Origin of the sequence: Lederbergia citrisecunda (assembly GCF_018343695.1) — a bacterium.
Taxonomy (GTDB): domain Bacteria; phylum Bacillota; class Bacilli; order Bacillales; family Bacillaceae_C; genus Lederbergia; species Lederbergia citrisecunda.
Genome location: NZ_JAGYPJ010000001.1, coordinates 3,732,445 through 3,749,815, shown reverse-complemented (window position 1 = coordinate 3,749,815; position 17,371 = coordinate 3,732,445). Strand labels below are relative to the sequence as shown.

The 17,371-nt window shown below is 40.8% G+C and carries 28 protein-coding genes; 4 read left to right on the top strand and 24 right to left on the bottom strand.

Annotation, left to right across the window (positions count from 1 at the left end; translation table 11 throughout):
* Window positions 1-29 precede the first annotated feature (29 nt).
* The 20 genes from rpmD to rpsJ are packed head-to-tail and all read right to left on the bottom strand — an operon-like array spanning window position 30 to window position 8,729.
* The gene (gene rpmD, locus KHA93_RS18295) at window positions 30-212 is read right to left on the bottom strand and encodes a 50S ribosomal protein L30 (protein ID WP_213112025.1); all 183 of its coding nucleotides are present in this window, start codon (window positions 210-212) and stop codon (window positions 30-32) included.
* 14 nt (window positions 213-226) lie between these two features.
* Window positions 227-727: a 30S ribosomal protein S5 gene (gene rpsE, locus KHA93_RS18290; RefSeq protein WP_213112024.1), complete on the bottom strand. Its 501-nt coding sequence runs from the start codon at window positions 725-727 to the stop codon at window positions 227-229.
* Between the two features lie 23 nt (window positions 728-750).
* A complete protein-coding gene (gene rplR / locus KHA93_RS18285; RefSeq protein WP_213112023.1) occupies window positions 751-1,113 on the bottom strand; it encodes a 50S ribosomal protein L18 in 363 nt (120 codons plus the stop codon).
* Between the two features lie 32 nt (window positions 1,114-1,145).
* A complete protein-coding gene (rplF, locus tag KHA93_RS18280) occupies window positions 1,146-1,682 on the bottom strand; it encodes a 50S ribosomal protein L6 (protein ID WP_213112022.1) in 537 nt (178 codons plus the stop codon).
* A gap of 30 nt (window positions 1,683-1,712) precedes the next feature.
* Window positions 1,713-2,111: a 30S ribosomal protein S8 gene (gene rpsH, locus KHA93_RS18275; RefSeq protein WP_213112021.1), complete on the bottom strand. Its 399-nt coding sequence runs from the start codon at window positions 2,109-2,111 to the stop codon at window positions 1,713-1,715.
* A 28-nt stretch (window positions 2,112-2,139) separates the two neighbouring features.
* Window positions 2,140-2,325 carry a type Z 30S ribosomal protein S14 gene (locus KHA93_RS18270; protein ID WP_213112020.1) on the bottom strand — a complete coding sequence of 62 codons (186 nt, stop codon included), beginning with the start codon at window positions 2,323-2,325 and terminating at the stop codon, window positions 2,140-2,142.
* Between the two features lie 24 nt (window positions 2,326-2,349).
* Complete coding sequence (gene rplE / locus KHA93_RS18265) at window positions 2,350-2,889, bottom strand: 50S ribosomal protein L5 (protein ID WP_213112019.1); 540 nt, start codon at window positions 2,887-2,889, stop codon at window positions 2,350-2,352.
* 26 nt (window positions 2,890-2,915) lie between these two features.
* Window positions 2,916-3,227 carry a 50S ribosomal protein L24 gene (gene rplX, locus KHA93_RS18260; protein WP_213112018.1) on the bottom strand — a complete coding sequence of 104 codons (312 nt, stop codon included), beginning with the start codon at window positions 3,225-3,227 and terminating at the stop codon, window positions 2,916-2,918.
* A gap of 36 nt (window positions 3,228-3,263) precedes the next feature.
* Entirely contained in the window at window positions 3,264-3,632 is a 369-nt protein-coding gene (gene rplN, locus KHA93_RS18255) for a 50S ribosomal protein L14 (protein ID WP_213112017.1), read from the bottom strand.
* A 43-nt stretch (window positions 3,633-3,675) separates the two neighbouring features.
* Window positions 3,676-3,939 carry a 30S ribosomal protein S17 gene (gene rpsQ, locus KHA93_RS18250; RefSeq protein ID WP_213112016.1) on the bottom strand — a complete coding sequence of 88 codons (264 nt, stop codon included), beginning with the start codon at window positions 3,937-3,939 and terminating at the stop codon, window positions 3,676-3,678.
* 20 nt (window positions 3,940-3,959) lie between these two features.
* Window positions 3,960-4,163 carry a 50S ribosomal protein L29 gene (rpmC, locus tag KHA93_RS18245; RefSeq protein ID WP_213112015.1) on the bottom strand — a complete coding sequence of 68 codons (204 nt, stop codon included), beginning with the start codon at window positions 4,161-4,163 and terminating at the stop codon, window positions 3,960-3,962.
* Entirely contained in the window at window positions 4,153-4,587 is a 435-nt protein-coding gene (gene rplP / locus KHA93_RS18240) for a 50S ribosomal protein L16 (protein WP_213112014.1), read from the bottom strand. Before rplP ends, rpmC begins: the two co-directional genes overlap by 11 nt.
* A gap of 2 nt (window positions 4,588-4,589) precedes the next feature.
* Window positions 4,590-5,246: a 30S ribosomal protein S3 gene (gene rpsC / locus KHA93_RS18235; RefSeq protein ID WP_213112013.1), complete on the bottom strand. Its 657-nt coding sequence runs from the start codon at window positions 5,244-5,246 to the stop codon at window positions 4,590-4,592.
* Between the two features lie 3 nt (window positions 5,247-5,249).
* The gene (gene rplV / locus KHA93_RS18230; protein WP_213112012.1) at window positions 5,250-5,591 is read right to left on the bottom strand and encodes a 50S ribosomal protein L22; all 342 of its coding nucleotides are present in this window, start codon (window positions 5,589-5,591) and stop codon (window positions 5,250-5,252) included.
* 18 nt (window positions 5,592-5,609) lie between these two features.
* On the bottom strand, window positions 5,610-5,888 hold the full coding sequence (gene rpsS / locus KHA93_RS18225) for a 30S ribosomal protein S19 (RefSeq protein ID WP_213112011.1): 279 nt from the start codon (window positions 5,886-5,888) through the stop codon (window positions 5,610-5,612).
* Window positions 5,889-5,948: 60 nt separating this feature from the next.
* Complete coding sequence (gene rplB, locus KHA93_RS18220) at window positions 5,949-6,782, bottom strand: 50S ribosomal protein L2 (protein WP_213112010.1); 834 nt, start codon at window positions 6,780-6,782, stop codon at window positions 5,949-5,951.
* A gap of 35 nt (window positions 6,783-6,817) precedes the next feature.
* Complete coding sequence (gene rplW / locus KHA93_RS18215; RefSeq protein ID WP_233711221.1) at window positions 6,818-7,102, bottom strand: 50S ribosomal protein L23; 285 nt, start codon at window positions 7,100-7,102, stop codon at window positions 6,818-6,820.
* Window positions 7,102-7,725, bottom strand: coding sequence for a 50S ribosomal protein L4 (gene rplD / locus KHA93_RS18210; protein WP_213112009.1), 624 nt, complete (start codon window positions 7,723-7,725; stop codon window positions 7,102-7,104). Before rplD ends, rplW begins: the two co-directional genes overlap by 1 nt.
* A gap of 29 nt (window positions 7,726-7,754) precedes the next feature.
* On the bottom strand, window positions 7,755-8,384 hold the full coding sequence (gene rplC, locus KHA93_RS18205) for a 50S ribosomal protein L3 (protein ID WP_213112008.1): 630 nt from the start codon (window positions 8,382-8,384) through the stop codon (window positions 7,755-7,757).
* Window positions 8,385-8,420: 36 nt separating this feature from the next.
* Window positions 8,421-8,729 (bottom strand): 30S ribosomal protein S10, encoded by a 309-nt coding sequence (rpsJ, locus tag KHA93_RS18200; RefSeq protein WP_066145209.1) that lies wholly within the window; start codon window positions 8,727-8,729, stop codon window positions 8,421-8,423.
* Window positions 8,730-9,293: 564 nt separating this feature from the next.
* Here rpsJ and KHA93_RS18195 point away from each other — a divergent pair.
* From KHA93_RS18195 to KHA93_RS18180, 4 genes are read left to right on the top strand one after another with little or no spacing between them, the layout of a single operon-like run.
* Window positions 9,294-10,232: a metal ABC transporter solute-binding protein, Zn/Mn family gene (locus KHA93_RS18195; RefSeq protein ID WP_213112007.1), complete on the top strand. Its 939-nt coding sequence runs from the start codon at window positions 9,294-9,296 to the stop codon at window positions 10,230-10,232.
* Window positions 10,233-10,244: 12 nt separating this feature from the next.
* On the top strand, window positions 10,245-11,000 hold the full coding sequence (locus KHA93_RS18190) for a metal ABC transporter ATP-binding protein (RefSeq protein WP_213112006.1): 756 nt from the start codon (window positions 10,245-10,247) through the stop codon (window positions 10,998-11,000).
* A 17-nt stretch (window positions 11,001-11,017) separates the two neighbouring features.
* A complete protein-coding gene (locus tag KHA93_RS18185) occupies window positions 11,018-11,947 on the top strand; it encodes a metal ABC transporter permease (RefSeq protein ID WP_213112005.1) in 930 nt (309 codons plus the stop codon).
* The gene (locus KHA93_RS18180) at window positions 11,944-12,825 is read left to right on the top strand and encodes a metal ABC transporter permease (protein WP_213112004.1); all 882 of its coding nucleotides are present in this window, start codon (window positions 11,944-11,946) and stop codon (window positions 12,823-12,825) included. The genes KHA93_RS18185 and KHA93_RS18180 overlap by 4 nt, the downstream gene beginning before the upstream one ends.
* Window positions 12,826-12,951: 126 nt before the next feature.
* On the opposite strand, the gene tuf is transcribed toward KHA93_RS18180, so the two are convergent.
* From tuf to rpsL, 4 genes are all read right to left on the bottom strand, one after another.
* Window positions 12,952-14,139: an elongation factor Tu gene (gene tuf, locus KHA93_RS18175; protein ID WP_213112003.1), complete on the bottom strand. Its 1,188-nt coding sequence runs from the start codon at window positions 14,137-14,139 to the stop codon at window positions 12,952-12,954.
* Window positions 14,140-14,267: 128 nt separating this feature from the next.
* Window positions 14,268-16,346, bottom strand: coding sequence for an elongation factor G (gene fusA, locus KHA93_RS18170; protein WP_213112002.1), 2,079 nt, complete (start codon window positions 16,344-16,346; stop codon window positions 14,268-14,270).
* 51 nt (window positions 16,347-16,397) lie between these two features.
* Window positions 16,398-16,868, bottom strand: a complete 471-nt coding sequence (gene rpsG / locus KHA93_RS18165; protein WP_213112001.1) for a 30S ribosomal protein S7 — start codon at window positions 16,866-16,868, stop codon at window positions 16,398-16,400.
* A 38-nt stretch (window positions 16,869-16,906) separates the two neighbouring features.
* Entirely contained in the window at window positions 16,907-17,326 is a 420-nt protein-coding gene (gene rpsL / locus KHA93_RS18160) for a 30S ribosomal protein S12 (RefSeq protein ID WP_213112000.1), read from the bottom strand.
* Window positions 17,327-17,371 lie beyond the last annotated feature (45 nt).

Here is a 17,371-nt window from a genome sequence, read left to right as displayed (position 1 = left end):
GTTGGCACCTCCTTATTTTTCGAAATAGATTACTGCTCTTTAACTGTGACTAAGTGAGAAACTTTATTGATCATTCCGCGAATTGCTTCAGTGTCATTGTGCTCAACTGTTTGATGCAATTTGCGAAGTCCTAGTGCCTTGACTGTTTCGCGTTGGCCTTCAACACGACCAATTAAGCTCTTTGTGAGGGTAATTGCTAGTTTATTCGCCATTATGATTTCCCTCCTTAACCTAATAGTTCTTCTACTGTTTTATTACGTAATTTCGCTACGTCCTCAGCACGTTTTAAATTTTTGATTCCTTCGATTGTTGCACGAACCATATTGATTGGTGTGCTGGAACCGAGTGATTTAGAAGTGATGTCAGATACACCTGCAAGCTCAAGTACTGCACGGACTGGTCCACCCGCGATAACACCTGTACCTTCACTAGCTGGTTTTAATAGGATCTGTCCACCGCCGAAACGTCCGATTATTTCGTGAGGAATTGTTGTTCCTACGATCGGAGCTACGATGAGGTTTTTCTTAGCATCTTCAATTGCCTTACGGATGGCATCTGGAACTTCTTGCGCTTTCCCTGTACCAAAACCGACGTGGCCATTTCTATCACCGACTACAACAAGTGCTGTAAAACGGAAGCGACGTCCACCTTTTACAACCTTTGCTACACGGTTTACTGTAACTACGCGTTCTTCAAGTTCAAGTTTGTTAGCATCGATTTGACGCATCTATTATGTCCCTCCTTTTTCGATTAAAATTCAAGGCCGTTTTCACGTGCAGCTTCTGCTAAAGCTTTCACACGTCCATGGTATAAATATCCGCCACGGTCAAAAACAACTGATTTAAATCCTTTATCAACTGCACGCTTAGCGATTAATTCTCCTACTTTTTGAGCCGCTTCAACATTACCTGCAGACTCGATGTTCAATTCTTTATCAAGTGTAGAAGCGCTGGCTAATGTTACGCCTGTTTCATCATCGATCAATTGAGCGTAAATATTTTTATTAGAACGATATACGTTTAGTCGAGGACGCATTTCAGTTCCACTTAGTTTAGAGCGTACACGTGCATGTCTTTTTTGACGCACTTTGTTCTTATCTTGCTTAGTGATCATTACGAGTCACTCCTTTCAGTGCCTAAGCGGCATTATTTACCAGTCTTACCTTCTTTGCGTCGAACGTTTTCGCCTTCATAGCGAATTCCTTTACCCTTATATGGCTCAGGCGGACGAACAGCGCGGATGTTGGATGCAAGCGCACCAACTTTTTCTTTGTTAAAACCTTTAACGATAATTTTCGTGTTAGCTGGAACTTCGATTTCAATTCCTGCTTCAGGTTCGAACTCAACAGGATGTGAATAACCTACGTTTAACACAAGTTTGTTACCTTGTTTTTGCGCACGGTATCCTACCCCAACTAGTTCAAGTGTTTTTTCAAAACCTTTAGAAACGCCTTCTACCATGTTTGCGAGAAGGGAACGAGTTGTTCCATGAAGGGAACGGTGTTCTTTCGCTTCGGAAGGACGAGTAACGTTGATGACGTTCTCTTCTATATTAATTGCGATATCAGAATTGAATGTATTTGTTAATTCACCTTTAGGGCCTTTAACAGTAACAGTAGAATCATTCTTCGTTACAGTTACGCCTGCAGGGATTTCAATTGGCTTTTTCCCAATACGAGACATTTTCTTGCACCTCCGTTCTTAGAAAAGATATTACCATACGTATGCTAGTACTTCTCCGCCTACTTGCTTCGCTCTTGCTTCTTTATCAGTCAAAACACCTTGAGATGTAGAGACAAGCGCGATACCAAGACCGTTCAGTACTTTAGGAACCTCAGTAGCTTTTGCATATACACGCAAACCTGGTTTGCTAATACGCTTTAAGCCAGTAATTACTCGCTCATTATTCGCACCATATTTTAAGAAAATGCGAATGATGCCTTGTTTGTTGTCTTCGATATATTCAACATCACGTACGAAACCTTCACGTTTAAGGATTTCAGCGATATCTTTTTTAATGTTAGAAGCAGGAATTTCCAACTTCTCATGTCGGACCATATTGGCGTTGCGGATGCGCGTTAGCAAATCTGCAATTGGATCAGTCATAACCATTTATTTTACCTCCTTCCCAAATTCGGTCTTACCAGCTGGCTTTTTTAACGCCAGGAATTTGACCCTTATAAGCTAGTTCACGGAAACAAATACGGCAAAGTTTAAATTTACGAATGACGGAATGTGGACGGCCGCAACGTTCGCAACGAGTGTATCCTTGTACATTAAACTTTGGAGTACGTTTCTGCTTTACTATCATAGATTTTTTAGCCACGTTTTCGCCTCCCTTATTTAGCGATTACTTTTGGAATGGCATTCCAAATGCAGTCAATAGTTCACGAGCTTCTTCGTCTGTGTTCGCAGTTGTAACGATAACGATATCCATACCACGAACTTTGCTCACTTTATCATAATCAATTTCAGGGAAGATAAGTTGTTCTTTAATACCTAGTGTGTAGTTTCCACGACCGTCGAATGCCTTTTTAGAGATTCCACGGAAGTCACGTACACGTGGAAGGGAAACAGAAACTAGTTTATCGAAAAACTCATACATACGCTCTCCGCGAAGGGTAACTTTTGCACCGATTGGCATACCTTCACGTAGGCGGAATCCCGCGATTGAATTTTTTGCTCTTGTTACAACTGGTTTTTGACCTGTAATTAAGCTAAGTTCCTCAACAGCATTGTCTAAGACCTTTGCATTTTGTACAGCGTCGCCAACACCCATATTGATTACAATCTTTTCAATTTTTGGTACTTCCATAATGGATTTATAGTTGAACTTGCTCATAAGAGCAGAAGTTACTTCTTTTTGATATTTTTCCTTTAGGCGGCTCATGTAGTGTACCTCCCTTCATCTAAGAACTATTTATCTAATGCTACACCTGATTTTTTAGCTACACGGACTTTTTTGCCATTAACTACTTCAAAACCAATACGAGTTGGTTCATTTGTTTTAGGATCCAGCAACATCACATTGGAAACATGGATTGCCGCTTCTTTACTGATGATTCCACCTTGTGGATTATCTTGAGAAGGCTTGGAATGTTTCTTAACAATGTTCACACCCTCGACAAGCACACGGTCTTTTTTCGGGAATGCAGCTAATACTGTGCCGGTTTTCCCTTTGTCTTTGCCTGTAATGACCATTACTTTGTCACCTTTTTTGATATGCATTGAATCGCACCTCCTTGATTGGTGAATCTAAATTTATTAAAGAACTTCTGGTGCTAAAGATACGATTTTCATGAAGTTGTTATCACGAAGTTCGCGAGCAACTGGTCCGAAGATACGAGTTCCGCGAGGAGCTTTGTCATCACGAATAATGACACATGCATTTTCATCGAACTTGATATAAGAACCATCCGCACGGCGTGCACCGCTTTTTGTACGAACGATAACAGCTTTTACAACGTCACCTTTTTTGACAACGCCGCCTGGTGTTGCTTGTTTCACTGTACAGACGATAACATCGCCGATATTTGCAGTCTTACGGCCTGATCCGCCTAGGACTTTAATAGTTAAAACTTCACGGGCACCAGAGTTGTCAGCCACTTTTAAACGAGATTCTTGTTGAATCATCTAGTTTACCTCCCTTCGGAACACTTATATCCGAAACAATTAATTAGATAATGACTGCTTTCTCCACAACCTCAATTAAACGGAAACGTTTAGTTGCTGAAAGTGGGCGTGTTTCCATGATGCGTACTACGTCGCCAATTTTAGCTTCGTTTTGTTCATCATGGGCTTTGAATTTTTTAGAGTACTTTACGCGTTTGCCGTATAAAGAATGTTTTTTGTAAGTTTCAACCATAACAGTTACGGTTTTATCCATCTTGTCGGAAACAACGCGTCCTGTGTAAACCTTACGCTGGTTGCGTTCACTCATTCCGCAAACCTCCTCTCCGATTATCGATTATTAACTTCAAGCTCTCTTTCACGAATCACAGTTTTCATACGTGCAATATCTTTGCGAACTTCGCGAAGACGGGCTGTATTTTCAAGTTGCCCAGTAGCTAATTGGAAGCGAAGGTTAAATAATTCTTCCTTCAATGATTTTACATTTTGTTCTATTTCGGCAGTGGTTAAGTCACGGATTTCATTAGCCTTCATTACGTTCACCACCAATTTCTTCTCGTTTTACAAACTTACATTTGATAGGAAGTTTGTGCGCAGCAAGACGAAGCGCTTCACGTGCCACCTCTTCTGATACACCTGCAATTTCAAACATGATCTTGCCAGGTTTTACTACTGCAACCCATCCTTCAGGAGCACCTTTACCGGAACCCATCCGAACTTCTAGAGGTTTTGCTGTATATGGTTTGTGAGGGAAAATTTTAATCCAAACTTTACCGCCACGTTTCATGAAACGAGTCATCGCAATCCTTGCGGCTTCAATTTGACGATTCGTAATCCAAGAAGCTTCTAGAGCTTGTAGACCAAATTCGCCAAATGCTACTTCTGTACCGCCTTTTGCACGACCACGCATTTTTCCGCGATGTTCGCGACGATACTTTACGCGTTTAGGCAATAACATGATTATTTTCCTCCTTCCACAGATTTTTTCTTTTCTGGAAGGACCTCTCCACGATAAATCCATACTTTAACGCCGAGCTTGCCGTAAGTTGTATCTGCTTCAGCATGTGCATAGTCGATGTCAGCGCGAAGTGTATGAAGTGGAACTGTTCCTTCGCTATAATGTTCAGCACGAGCAATATCCGCTCCACCAAGACGGCCGGATACTTGTGTTTTGATACCAAGTGCTCCTGCACGCATAGTGCGTTGGATCGCTTGTTTTTGTGCACGACGGAAAGATACACGATTTTCCAATTGACGTGCAATGTTCTCTGCTACGAGCTTCGCATCTAGGTCCGCTTTTTTAATTTCAATAATATTAATGTGTACACGTTTGTTTGTTAGTTCGTTCAATGCTTTACGCAATGCTTCAACTTCGCTTCCACCTTTTCCGATAACCATACCTGGCTTAGCAGTGTGGATTGTGATGTTGACGCGGTTTGCAGCACGCTCAATTTCAACACTTGAAACGGAAGCATCTGACAAACGCTTTGTAATATACTCACGAATTTTAATATCTTCGTGCAATAACGTTGCGTAATCTTTATCAGCGAACCATTTGGATTCCCAATCACGGATTACGCCGATACGCATACCAATTGGATTTACTTTTTGACCCACTACTTATCCCTCCTTCTTTTCTGATACCACGATCGTAATGTGGCTTGTGCGTTTGTTAATTTGGCTCGCACGGCCTTGTGCACGCGGACGGAAACGTTTCATTGTTGGACCTTCGTCAACAAATGCCGCGGATACTAAAAGATTATTTACGTCCATATCATAATTGTGTTCTGCGTTTGCTATAGCAGATTTTAAAAGTTTTTCCACGATTGGGGAGGCAGCTTTCGGTGTTAATTTTAAAATAGCAACTGCTTCGCCCACTTGCTTTCCTCGAATAAGATCAACTACTAAACGTGCTTTACGAGGAGCAATTCGAACTGTTCTTGCAACAGCTTTAGCTTGCATCAGGATGCCCTCCTCTCATTAGCGTCTTGTTTTTTTATCATCAGCGGCATGGCCCTTGTATGCGCGTGTTGGTGCAAATTCACCAAGCTTATGGCCTACCATATCTTCACTGACATATACAGGTACGTGTTTGCGGCCATCATAGACAGCAATCGTATGTCCTACGAAGTTTGGAAAAATAGTTGAACGGCGAGACCAAGTTTTGACAACTTGTTTTTTGTCGCTCTCGTTTAAGTTTTCTACTTTTTTCATTAAGTGCTCATCTACAAAAGGCCCTTTTTTTAGGCTGCGACCCATGGTTGAACCTCCCTTCGTGATTGCACTACGGTCCTCTCAATGAACCGTAGATCAATCGCGTTATTTTTTACGACGGCGTACAATAAACTTATCTGATTTGTTCGCTTTTTTACGAGTTTTATAACCAAGAGTTGGTTTACCCCAAGGTGTAACAGGTGACTTACGTCCGATTGGAGTACGACCTTCACCACCACCGTGTGGGTGATCATTCGGGTTCATAACAGATCCGCGTACGTGTGGACGTTTGCCCAACCAACGAGAACGACCTGCTTTACCGATATTTACTAGTTCATGTTGTTCGTTTCCGACTTGACCAATTGATGCACGGCAAGTTGCGAGGATCATGCGAACCTCACCTGAGTTTAAACGAACTAACACATATTTTGTTCCTTCTTTACCAAGAACTTGTGCAGATGTACCTGCTGAACGGACTAATTGTCCACCTTTTCCTGGTTTTAATTCGATGTTATGCACAACTGTACCAACAGGGATGTTAGCAAGTGGAAGTGCATTTCCTACTTTAATGTCAGCGTCTGGTCCAGACATAACTTCCATGCCGACTTTTAAGTTTTTAGGTGCCAATATATAACGTTTTTCACCATCATGATAGTTGATTAGTGCAATATTAGCGGAACGGTTTGGATCATACTCGATTGTAGCAACGCGTCCTGGTATACCATCTTTAGTTCTTTTAAAGTCGATGATACGGTATTGACGCTTATGACCGCCGCCGCGAAAGCGAACTGTAGTTCTACCTTGGTTGTTACGACCGCCTTTTCTATGAAGAGGCTCTAGTAATGATTTTTCCGGTTTATCAGTAGTGATTTCAGAAAAATCCAAAGCTGTCATATTACGACGTCCGTTTGAGGTAGGTTTGTATTTTTTGATCGCCATTTTTTTCCCTCCTCTTAACTTTTTTTACTGCTTGATTATACTTCGAATAATTCGATTTCCTTGCTGTCTTTCGTTAATGTTACTACAGCTTTACGGCGTTTGTTAGTATAGCCACCGAAACGGCCCATACGCTTAAACTTACCTTTGTAGTTCATTATGTTAACTTTTTCAACTTTCACGCCGAAGATACTTTCAACAGCATCTTTAACTTGTGTTTTATTCGCCTTTACGTCCACTTCGAACGTATATTTTTTATCGACCATTATATCAGTAGATCGTTCTGTGATAACGGGGCGCTTTAATATATCACGTGCATCCATTATCCAAGCACCTCCTCTACTTTTTCGACTGCAGCTTTAGTTAGGATCAGTGTGTTGTGACCTACAACATCCAATACAGAAATGTTGCTAGCATCAACGACTGTCACTCCAGGAATGTTTCTTGCAGATAGAGCTACATTCTCATTAAGTGCTTCAGTTACAACAAGTGCTTTCTTACCAACTGGAAGATTAGAAAGTACTGCCACGAAATCTTTTGTTTTTGGCGCTTCAAAGTTTAACGACTCTAATACTAATACGTTCTCTTCTAGAACTTTAGCAGAAAGCGCTGATTTAATAGCTAAACGACGAACTTTCTTAGGAAGTTTGTAGCTGTAGCTACGTGGAACCGGTCCAAATACTATTCCACCTCCACGCCATTGTGGTGAACGAATGGAACCTTGGCGAGCACGACCTGTTCCTTTTTGACGCCATGGCTTGCGTCCGCCACCGCGTACTTCAGAACGGTTTTTCACTTTAGATGTTCCTTGTCTTAATGAAGCTCTTTGCATAACAATCGCTTCAAATAACACATGGTTATTAGGTTCAATACCAAAAATGGATTCGTTAAGTTCGATTTCACCAACCTTAGATCCAGCTTGGTTATATACTGCTACTTTAGGCATTCCTATTTCCTCCTTTCCTTAAACGATATTTATTTCACTTTAATTCCTGTTTTGATTTCAAGCATTGCTTTTTTAGGTCCAGGAACATTACCTTTTACTAAGATAAGGTTACGTTCTGCATCAACCTTTACGATTGGAAGGTTTTGAATTGTAATTCTTTCTCCACCTGTACGTCCTGGCAATGCTTTTTGTTTAAATACGCGCGCTGCATCAACAGCTCCCATAGATCCTGGTCTGCGATGGTAACGAGAACCGTGGGACATAGGTCCGCGAGATTGTCCGTGGCGTTTAATTACACCTTGGAATCCTTTACCTTTTGAGATTCCTGTTACATCTACTAAATCGCCGTCAGCGAAAATATCAACCTTGACTTCTTGACCAACTTCAAACTCATCTAAATTAATTCCGTTAAATTCACGGACGAAGCGCTTAGGTGCAGTATTTGCTTTAGCAAAACGCCCTTTTTCTGGTTTGTTAGCAAGCTTCTCGCGCTTGTCTTCGAATCCAAGCTGGACTGCTTCATACCCATCAGTTTCAACTGTTTTCTTTTGAAGAACAACGTTTGGAGCAGCTTCGATTACTGTAACAGGGATCAATTCACCATTTTCAGCAAAAACCTGCGTCATTCCGATCTTTCTTCCTAAGATTCCTTTGGTCATGAGTCACACCTCCTGATTTCCAATATAATTTATTGATTATAATTTGATTTCAATGTCAACGCCAGATGGCAAGTCTAATCTCATCAATGAATCTACAGTTTGTGGTGTAGGATTGATAATATCGATAAGACGTTTATGTGTGCGCATTTCAAATTGCTCACGAGAATCCTTGTATTTGTGCACCGCACGAAGAATTGTGTAAACAGTTTTCTCAGTTGGCAATGGAATTGGTCCTGAGACATTTGCACCTGAACGTTTTGCAGTTTCTACGATTTTTTCAGCTGATTGATCAAGAATTCTATGATCATAAGCTTTTAATCTAATACGAATCTTTTGTTTTGCCATTACTTTCCCTCCTTTTCCGCCTATTTTATAAATAGACATACTCCGTGAAAATTTCCCACACACTCGCCATGGCAAAGCGGCCGGGTGTGTCAGCAACCTTTCACATCATTGCAGTCAAAAACCAACATTATTCATTATACATAGATTAATCGTCCAATGCAATATTAAATGAATAAAATCAATCTTTTTTGCACCTGTTTTATTATACAGATGCTTACCCTCTATTTCAATAGAAGATTTATCGGTAAGTCCAAAAACTTTCCTTATTATATAATTTTAAGTTCTAAAATTCACGTCGAAAAAAATCAGGTTTTTTATTTAAGAAACTGTTTACAAATCAAAGACGTTTGGATAGTATGAATATAAAGTTGCCTAAAGGAAACATTTTGTCTGTAGGTCATATTAATTTGACTCGGCTAATATTCTATATAATAACCCTAAATTAAACAAAGTACCTTATAGGCTCCGTGGCTGGCCCGCACCTTCAGCCCCATTAAACTTAGTGGCCAATTCAACAGCAAGCATAACAAAATCTAAAAAAGAAGAGAGTAGGAGAAATGAAAAATGATAAAACGACTTATTATATCAATGGTAACACTATCCTTGGTCATATCTACAATGACGGCTTGTTCAGGTAAAGAAGCCACGAAGAAAAATAGCGATGAGAAAATTAACGTAACAGCAACCATTGGGATGATTACAGACGTCGTTAAGGAAGTTGGTGGGGAGTATGTGAAAGTTGTTGGACTCATGGGCTCCGGCGTAGATCCACATTTATATAAAGCTTCTCAAGGAGATATTAAAAAGTTGGATCAGGCAGACATCATCTTCTATAACGGCCTACATCTTGAAGGAAAAATGGTAGAAATTTTTGAAAGAATGGCGAAGAAGAAACCGACTATTGCCGTTGCAGACAATATCGATCGAACCAGTCTACGTTTGGGCGACGAAAAGATGGGAACGGAATACGATCCTCACATTTGGTTCAATGTGGCCCATTGGATGAATGCGACAGAAAGCATTCGCGATAGCTTAATTGAATTCGATCCATCTCATAAGGAAGACTATCAGGAAAATGCCGAGAAGTATTTAAAGCAATTAGAAGAACTTGATCATGAAGTAAGAGAAAAAGTGGCTTCTATCCCTGAAGAAGGGCGAGTACTTGTTACAGCACATGATGCGTTTGGGTATTTTGGAGATGCATACGGAATAAAAGTAATGGGGTTACAAGGAATAAGTACTGCTTCCGAAGCAGGTACGAAAGATTTGATTGATCTCCGCGATTATTTAGTCGAGAACAAAATTAAAGCTGTATTTATCGAATCTAGCGTTCCGCGTAAGGCTATTGATGCTGTAATCCAAGGGGCTCGTGAAAAAGGACATAACGTTGAAATTGGCGGAGAATTATTCTCAGACGCTATGGGTGAAGCTGCTACCCCAGAAGGATCTTATATCGGAATGGTTCGCCATAATGTAAATACGATTGTAAACGCACTTAAATAAGGAGGATTGAATATGAACACCCCACTAAAAGTTCATGACTTATCTGTTGCTTATCAAAAAAAACCGGTTTTGCGAAATATTTCATTCGAGGTACCTAAAGGAAAATTAATTGGGATAGTAGGACCAAATGGTGCCGGCAAGTCCACATTAATTAAAGCTGCACTTGGTTTAATTCCGAGATTGACGGGAGTGGTAGAGATCTACGGTCGCCCTTATAAGCTCCAACGAAATATTGTTGGATATGTACCGCAACGAGAATCTGTAGACTGGGACTTTCCTACGAATGCACTAGATGTTGTGATGATGGGGCGATACGGGCATTTAGGATGGATAAAAAGGCCAGGTCGAACGGAAAAAGAACTTGCAATGGAATGTCTAGACAAAGTTGGAATGGCGGACTTTGCCTCAAGACAAATTAGTCAACTATCTGGAGGGCAGCAACAACGGATCTTTTTAGCAAGAGCTCTTGCACAGGATGCACAGTTATATTTTATGGATGAACCGTTTGTTGGAGTCGATGCAGCTACTGAAAAAGCGATTATTACATTATTAAATGATTTAAAAGCGGAAGGGAAAACCGTCCTCGTTGTGCATCATGATCTTGCAACCGTTAAGGACTACTTCGATTGGGTGCTTTTATTGAATGTAGAATTAGAAGCTTTCGGTCCTACAAACAAAGTATTTACGACAGAAATATTGCAACGAACATACGGTGGAAAACTGGCGATGTTGGAAAATGAAAATCAAACATCACTAATTATTACTTAAAAAGTAAGGTGATCATAATGCTTGAAGGGTTAAATATTTTTTTAGATCCAAACACTCAGTGGATATTGTTCGGAAGCATGCTGCTCGGTTTATGCAGTGGTGTTATTGGAAGTTTTGCCTATTTACGTAAGCAATCCTTAATGGGTGATGCCTTATCACATGCAGCACTACCAGGTGTATGTATTGCTTTTATGCTGTCAGGTTCAAAATCAATTTTCCTCTTTTTAATCGGAGCATCCATAGCCGGTATTATTGCTACTTTCGGAATTGGGTTTATTACACGTAATACAAGAATTAAACAAGATTCCGCTTTAGCCATTGTGCTTACTGTATTCTTTGGTCTTGGTATCGTTCTTCTCACTGAGATTCAACATAGCGGCTCAGGAAACCAAAGCGGATTAGACAAATTTTTATTTGGGCAAGCGGCCGCTTTAGTTTTGTCAGATGTAATTATTATGGCAATCACTTCGCTCGTACTTATTAGTATATGTATTCTGCTTTTTAAAGAATTTAAAATAGTTAGTTTTGATCCAGGATTTGCAAGAGGTCTCGGATTTCCTGTCGCATTTTTAGAACAATTGATCATGCTTCTTATTGTAATGGCAGTCGTAATAGGCATCCAGGCAGTTGGGGTCGTACTTATGTCTGCATTGCTGATCACACCTGCTGTTTCGGCAAGATATTGGACTGAGAAATTAAGTGTCATGGTGTTTTTGTCTGGTCTATTTGGGGCATTAAGCGGCTTTGCCGGCACTTTTATTAGTGCCAGCGGCAATAACTTACCAACCGGTCCAATCATCGTACTCTCCGCAACCGTGTTTTTCGTTATTTCTATCATCTTTGCTCCGCGTAGAGGAATATTATCAAAACTAGTTTTACGCGTTTTTGCTAGAAAAAATATAAAGGCATCTCAAATTGAATTAAAGAGGAAGGAGAGGACGGTGTGAGTACTTTTTGGGTTATTTTCACTGGAGCATTGGTGGCAAGTGCTTGCGGTCTTGTTGGATGTTTTCTCGTGCTTCGAAAAATGGCTATGATTGGGGATGCTATTAGCCATTCGGTACTACCTGGCATCGTCATCGCCTTTCTAATAAGTGGTTCAAGAGACTCATTAATCATGTTGCTTGGAGCTGCTATAATCGGTCTCCTTACCGTATTTTTAATTCAACTTTTCACTCAAAGTGGAGTCCAATCCGATGCTTCAATCGGAGTCGTATTTACGGCATTGTTTGCGGTTGGAATTGTCCTCATTAGCCTGTATACGAGGGATATTGATCTTGACCTTGATTGTGTGCTTTATGGCGAAATCGCTTATGTCCCTTGGAATACGATTCATTTTATGGGAATGGATATAGGTCCGAAAGCTGTTTGGGGGGTTGGGCTTTCATTATTATTAAGCATTATTGTTATTTCCCTTTTTTATAAGCAGTTTAAAATATGTGCATTTGATCCGGCTATGGCTGCAGCAGTAGGAATACCTGTTGCTCTATTCCACTATTTGCTTATGGGGCTCGTTTCGATTACGACGGTTGCTTCATTTGAAAGTGTTGGAGCAATCCTAGTAGTAGGAATGCTTGTCGTACCACCTGCTACTGCGTATCTATTGACAGAGAAGCTTAGTCGCATGATTATTTACACTGTCGCTATTGGTTGTCTCAGTTCTATTATTGGTTACTATTTTGCAAGTATATTGGACGCCTCCATTGCTGGAAGCATGATTTGTGTAGCGGGTGGGATATTTTTAATAACCCTGCTATTTTCACCATCACATGGAGTAATCATGCGGAAATTAAAACAGAGGAAGTTAATTCAGGAGACGGTTTGATTATTTTAGCAAATAGGCCCTAATTTTGCCGCTATGTTGATTGGAGCGGTAATCAACATGCTTAGTTAGCAAGCCAATACAAAAAAAGCAGCAGGAAAATAATTTCCTTGCTGCTTTTTATCGTTATTATTTTTGGATTACTGTTACAACGCCAGAACCAACTGTACGTCCACCTTCACGGATAGAGAAACGAGTTCCGTCTTCGATCGCGATTGGTGAAATTAGTTCTACGTTCATTTCAATGTTGTCGCCAGGCATTACCATTTCAACGCCTTCAGGAAGGTTACAAATTCCTGTTACGTCAGTTGTACGGAAGTAGAACTGAGGGCGGTAGTTAGTGAAGAATGGAGTATGACGTCCACCTTCTTCTTTAGATAATACATAAACTTCTGCTTTAAAAGCTGTATGTGGTGTGATTGTACCAGGCTTTGCTAATACTTGTCCACGTTGAATGTCTTCACGTGCTACACCACGAAGAAGAGCACCGATGTTGTCTCCAGCTTCTGCAAAGTCAAGAAGCTTACGGAACATTTCAACTCCAGTTACAACAACTTTTCTTGATTCTTCAGCAAGACCGATGATTTCAACTTCTTCACCGACTTTAACTTGTCCACGCTCTACACGTCCAGTAGCAACTGTACCACGACCTGTGATTGAGAATACGTCCTCAACAGGCATCATGAATGGTTTATCAGTGTCACGTTCTGGAGTTGGTACGTAGTCGTCAACAGCGTCCATTAGTTCAACGATTTTTTCTTCCCACGCAGCATCTCCTTCAAGAGCTCTAAGAGCAGAACCTTTAACAACAGGAATGTCGTCGCCAGGGAAATCATATTCAGAAAGAAGATCACGAATCTCCATTTCTACTAACTCAAGTAGTTCTTCATCGTCAACCATGTCACATTTGTTCATGAAAACAACGATGTAAGGAACACCTACGTTACGAGAAAGAAGAATATGCTCACGAGTTTGTGGCATTGGACCGTCAGCAGCAGAAACTACAAGGATAGCTCCGTCCATTTGAGCAGCACCAGTGATCATGTTTTTAACATAGTCAGCATGTCCTGGGCAGTCAACGTGTGCATAGTGACGTTTTTCAGTTTCATATTCAACGTGAGAAGTAGAGATTGTAATACCACGCTCGCGCTCTTCAGGTGCGTTGTCGATCATGTCATAACCTTTAGCTTCTCCGCCGCCGCGTTTAGCCATAACAGTTGTAATCGCAGCTGTTAGAGTTGTTTTACCATGGTCAACGTGACCGATAGTACCAATATTAGCATGTTCTTTGGAACGATCAAATTTAGCTTTAGCCATTTGAAAATCCTCCTTTTATTTAAGAAAAATAGTAAGTATGAGAGACGCTTTAAAACTAGAATTGAAATTTTAAAGCGGCTCCTAGCATATCTAATAGTAGTTATACTTGATTAATGATTTAAAATCAATTATTGACCGCTATTTTTTTTGATAATTTCTTCCGAAATTGATTTCGGTACTTCTTCGTAATGATCAAAGAACATTGAATATGTTCCACGACCTTGTGTATTAGAACGAAGTGATGTTGCATAACCAAACATTTCAGCAAGAGGAACGAACGCTTTAACGACTTGTGCGTTTCCACGTGCTTCCATTCCTTCTACACGTCCACGGCGTGATGTAATATCACCCATGATATCTCCAAGGTATTCCTCAGGGATTACGACTTCAACTTTCATGAGTGGCTCAAGCAATACTGGGTTACATTTTTTCACAGCGTTTTTAAGTGCCATAGAAGCTGCGATTTTAAATGCCATCTCACTCGAGTCAACATCATGGTAAGAACCGTCAAATAGTCTTGCTTTAACGTCGATTAATGGGTAACCAGCAAGCACACCGTTTGCCATTGAATCTTCAAGACCAGCTTGTACAGCAGGGACATATTCACGAGGAACAACCCCTCCGACGATACCGTTAACGAACTCAAAGCCTTTACCTTCTTCGTTTGGAGAGAACTCGATCCAAACGTGTCCGAATTGCCCACGTCCACCAGACTGACGAACAAATTTACCTTCTACTTCAGCAGTAGAACGGAATGTTTCACGGTAAGAAACTTGTGGAGCACCAACGTTAGCTTCAACTTTGAATTCACGTCTCATACGGTCTACAAGGATATCAAGGTGAAGCTCACCCATACCAGAGATAACTACTTGGCCTGTTTCAGGATTTGTTTCCGCACGGAATGTTGGATCCTCTTCTTGAAGCTTAGCAAGTGCGCTACCCATTTTATCTTGGTCTGCTTTTGATTTTGGTTCAATCGCAACTGAGATAACTGGCTCTGGGAATTCCATGGATTCAAGGATTACAAGATCCTTTTCATCACAAAGTGTGTCACCTGTACCTGTATCTTTTAAACCAACCGCTGCAGCGATATCACCGCTGTAAACAGTGCTGATTTCTTCACGGTGGTTTGCGTGCATTTGTAGGATACGACCTACACGCTCACGTTTACCTTTTGTTGAGTTCTGAACGTATGAACCAGAGTTCAATGTACCAGAATAAACACGGAAGAACGTTAAACGTCCAACGTAAGGGTCAGTCATAACTTTAAATGCTAGTGCTGAGAATGGCTCGCTATCATCAGCGTGACGAGCAACTTCCTCATCTGTATCAGGAATAGTACCTTTAATGGATTCGATGTCAGTTGGTGCAGGCAAGTAATCAAGAACTGCGTCAAGCACTTTCTGAACACCTTTATTTTTAAATGCTGTTCCGCAAAGAACAGGGTAAAATTCTACTTTCAAAGTCGCGTTACGAATCGCAGCTTTCAATTCTTCAACAGAGATTTCTTCTCCCTCAAGATATTTCATCATAAGTTCTTCGTCGAAATCTGCAACTGCTTCGATTAAGTTTGCGCGCAATTCTTCAGCTTGGTCACGTAAATCCTCAGGAATATCAATTTCTTCAGGATCTTGTGGTTGATCACTTTCGTAAAGCCACGCTCTCATTTCTACAAGATCAATCATACCTTTAAATGTATCCTCTGCTCCAATCGGAAGCTGAATTGGATGTGCATTTGCTTGTAGGCGATCATGTAGAGTTTTAACAGAATATAGGAAGTCCGCACCGATTTTATCCATTTTATTAACGAATACAATTCGTGGAACACCATATGTTGTTGCTTGGCGCCAAACTGTTTCAGTTTGAGGCTCAACGCCTGATTGAGCGTCAAGTACAGTTACAGCTCCATCAAGTACACGTAATGAACGTTCAACTTCTACTGTGAAGTCTACGTGTCCAGGAGTGTCAATGATGTTAACACGGTAGCCTTTCCATTGTGCTGTTGTTGCAGCCGATGTAATGGTAATACCGCGTTCCTGCTCCTGTTCCATCCAGTCCATTTGTGAAGCACCTTCATGTGTTTCACCAATTTTATGAATGCGCCCTGTATAGAAAAGAATACGCTCGGTAGTTGTTGTTTTACCGGCATCGATATGAGCCATGATTCCGATATTACGTGTCTTTTCTAAGGAGAATTCTCTAGGCATTTCGTATTTCTCCTTCCTGGGATGAGTAGTAAAATCTTATAATTTGATATCTTACCAGCGATAATGCGCGAATGCTTTATTAGCTTCAGCCATTTTATGAGTATCTTCACGTTTTTTAACAGAAGCCCCAGTATTATTAGCTGCGTCCATAATTTCATACGCAAGGCGCTCTTCCATCGTTTTTTCCCCACGAAGACGAGCGTAGTTTACTAACCAGCGTAATCCTAAAGTTGAACGGCGGTCTGGACGCACTTCAACTGGTACTTGGTAGTTGGCACCACCCACACGGCGAGCTCTAACTTCCAATACTGGCATAATATTTTTCAATGCTTGATCAAATACTTCCATTGCATCCTTACCTGTACGGTCTTGGATAAGATCAAATGATGAATAAAGAATAGATTGTGCTTTACCTCTTTTACCGTCTACCATAAGCTTGTTAATTAGACGAGTTACAAGTTTTGAATTGTGAATCGGATCTGGTAGAACGTCTCTTTTTGATACAGGTCCTTTACGTGGCATCGGTGTTCCTCCTTTCGATGATTCTATCTAGTCATGATTTATTTTTTTACTTTAGGTTTTTTCGTACCGTATTTAGAGCGGCTTTGTGCACGGTTATCAACACCAGCTGTATCAAGTGCTCCACGAACGATATGGTAACGAACACCCGGTAAGTCTTTAACACGGCCTCCACGAATAAGCACAACGCTGTGCTCTTGTAGGTTATGGCCGATACCTGGGATATAAGCAGTTACCTCAATTCCGTTTGTCAAACGAACACGCGCATATTTACGCAATGCTGAGTTCGGTTTTTTCGGAGTCATTGTACCAACACGTGTACATACACCACGCTTTTGCGGTGAAGATACGTTTGTGTTCACTTTCTTAAAGCTGTTATAGCCTTTGTTAAGTGCTGGAGAGTCAGAAGTTGTTACTTTTGATTGTCTACGCTTGCGCACTAATTGGTTAATAGTAGGCATTTTTGTTCCTCCCTTCGTTCTTTTATAAGCCCACACATCCAGGTG

Excerpts from the sequence above, each read along its gene's own strand:
- rpmD (WP_213112025.1), bottom strand. The coding sequence starts at position 212 with ATGGCGAATAAACTAGCAATTACCCTCACAAAGAGCTTAATTGGTCGT.
- rplN (WP_213112017.1), bottom strand. The coding sequence starts at position 3,632 with ATGATTCAACAAGAATCTCGTTTAAAAGTGGCTGACAACTCTGGTGCC.
- rplC (WP_213112008.1), bottom strand. The coding sequence starts at position 8,384 with ATGACCAAAGGAATCTTAGGAAGAAAGATCGGAATGACGCAGGTTTTT.
- rpsQ (WP_213112016.1), bottom strand. The coding sequence starts at position 3,939 with ATGAGTGAACGCAACCAGCGTAAGGTTTACACAGGACGCGTTGTTTCC.
- rplX (WP_213112018.1), bottom strand. The coding sequence starts at position 3,227 with ATGCATATCAAAAAAGGTGACAAAGTAATGGTCATTACAGGCAAAGAC.
- rpsL (WP_213112000.1), bottom strand. The coding sequence starts at position 17,326 with ATGCCTACTATTAACCAATTAGTGCGCAAGCGTAGACAATCAAAAGTA.
- rpsE (WP_213112024.1), bottom strand. The coding sequence starts at position 727 with ATGCGTCAAATCGATGCTAACAAACTTGAACTTGAAGAACGCGTAGTT.
- rplV (WP_213112012.1), bottom strand. The coding sequence starts at position 5,591 with ATGCAAGCTAAAGCTGTTGCAAGAACAGTTCGAATTGCTCCTCGTAAA.
- rplE (WP_213112019.1), bottom strand. The coding sequence starts at position 2,889 with ATGAGCCGCCTAAAGGAAAAATATCAAAAAGAAGTAACTTCTGCTCTT.
- rpsH (WP_213112021.1), bottom strand. The coding sequence starts at position 2,111 with ATGGTTATGACTGATCCAATTGCAGATTTGCTAACGCGCATCCGCAAC.
- tuf (WP_213112003.1), bottom strand. The coding sequence starts at position 14,139 with ATGGCTAAAGCTAAATTTGATCGTTCCAAAGAACATGCTAATATTGGT.
- fusA (WP_213112002.1), bottom strand. The coding sequence starts at position 16,346 with ATGCCTAGAGAATTCTCCTTAGAAAAGACACGTAATATCGGAATCATG.
- rplF (WP_213112022.1), bottom strand. The coding sequence starts at position 1,682 with ATGTCTCGTATTGGGAAAAAGCCAATTGAAATCCCTGCAGGCGTAACT.
- KHA93_RS18195 (WP_213112007.1), top strand. The coding sequence starts at position 9,294 with ATGATAAAACGACTTATTATATCAATGGTAACACTATCCTTGGTCATA.
- rplB (WP_213112010.1), bottom strand. The coding sequence starts at position 6,782 with ATGGCGATCAAAAAATACAAACCTACCTCAAACGGACGTCGTAATATG.
- rplW (WP_233711221.1), bottom strand. The coding sequence starts at position 7,102 with ATGGATGCACGTGATATATTAAAGCGCCCCGTTATCACAGAACGATCT.
- rplR (WP_213112023.1), bottom strand. The coding sequence starts at position 1,113 with ATGATCACTAAGCAAGATAAGAACAAAGTGCGTCAAAAAAGACATGCA.
- rpmC (WP_213112015.1), bottom strand. The coding sequence starts at position 4,163 with ATGAAGGCTAATGAAATCCGTGACTTAACCACTGCCGAAATAGAACAA.
- rpsS (WP_213112011.1), bottom strand. The coding sequence starts at position 5,888 with ATGGGTCGCAGCCTAAAAAAAGGGCCTTTTGTAGATGAGCACTTAATG.
- rplD (WP_213112009.1), bottom strand. The coding sequence starts at position 7,725 with ATGCCTAAAGTAGCAGTATATAACCAAGCTGGATCTAAGGTTGGTGAA.
- KHA93_RS18185 (WP_213112005.1), top strand. The coding sequence starts at position 11,018 with ATGCTTGAAGGGTTAAATATTTTTTTAGATCCAAACACTCAGTGGATA.
- KHA93_RS18190 (WP_213112006.1), top strand. The coding sequence starts at position 10,245 with ATGAACACCCCACTAAAAGTTCATGACTTATCTGTTGCTTATCAAAAA.
- rplP (WP_213112014.1), bottom strand. The coding sequence starts at position 4,587 with ATGTTATTGCCTAAACGCGTAAAGTATCGTCGCGAACATCGCGGAAAA.
- rpsJ (WP_066145209.1), bottom strand. The coding sequence starts at position 8,729 with ATGGCAAAACAAAAGATTCGTATTAGATTAAAAGCTTATGATCATAGA.
- rpsG (WP_213112001.1), bottom strand. The coding sequence starts at position 16,868 with ATGCCACGTAAAGGACCTGTATCAAAAAGAGACGTTCTACCAGATCCG.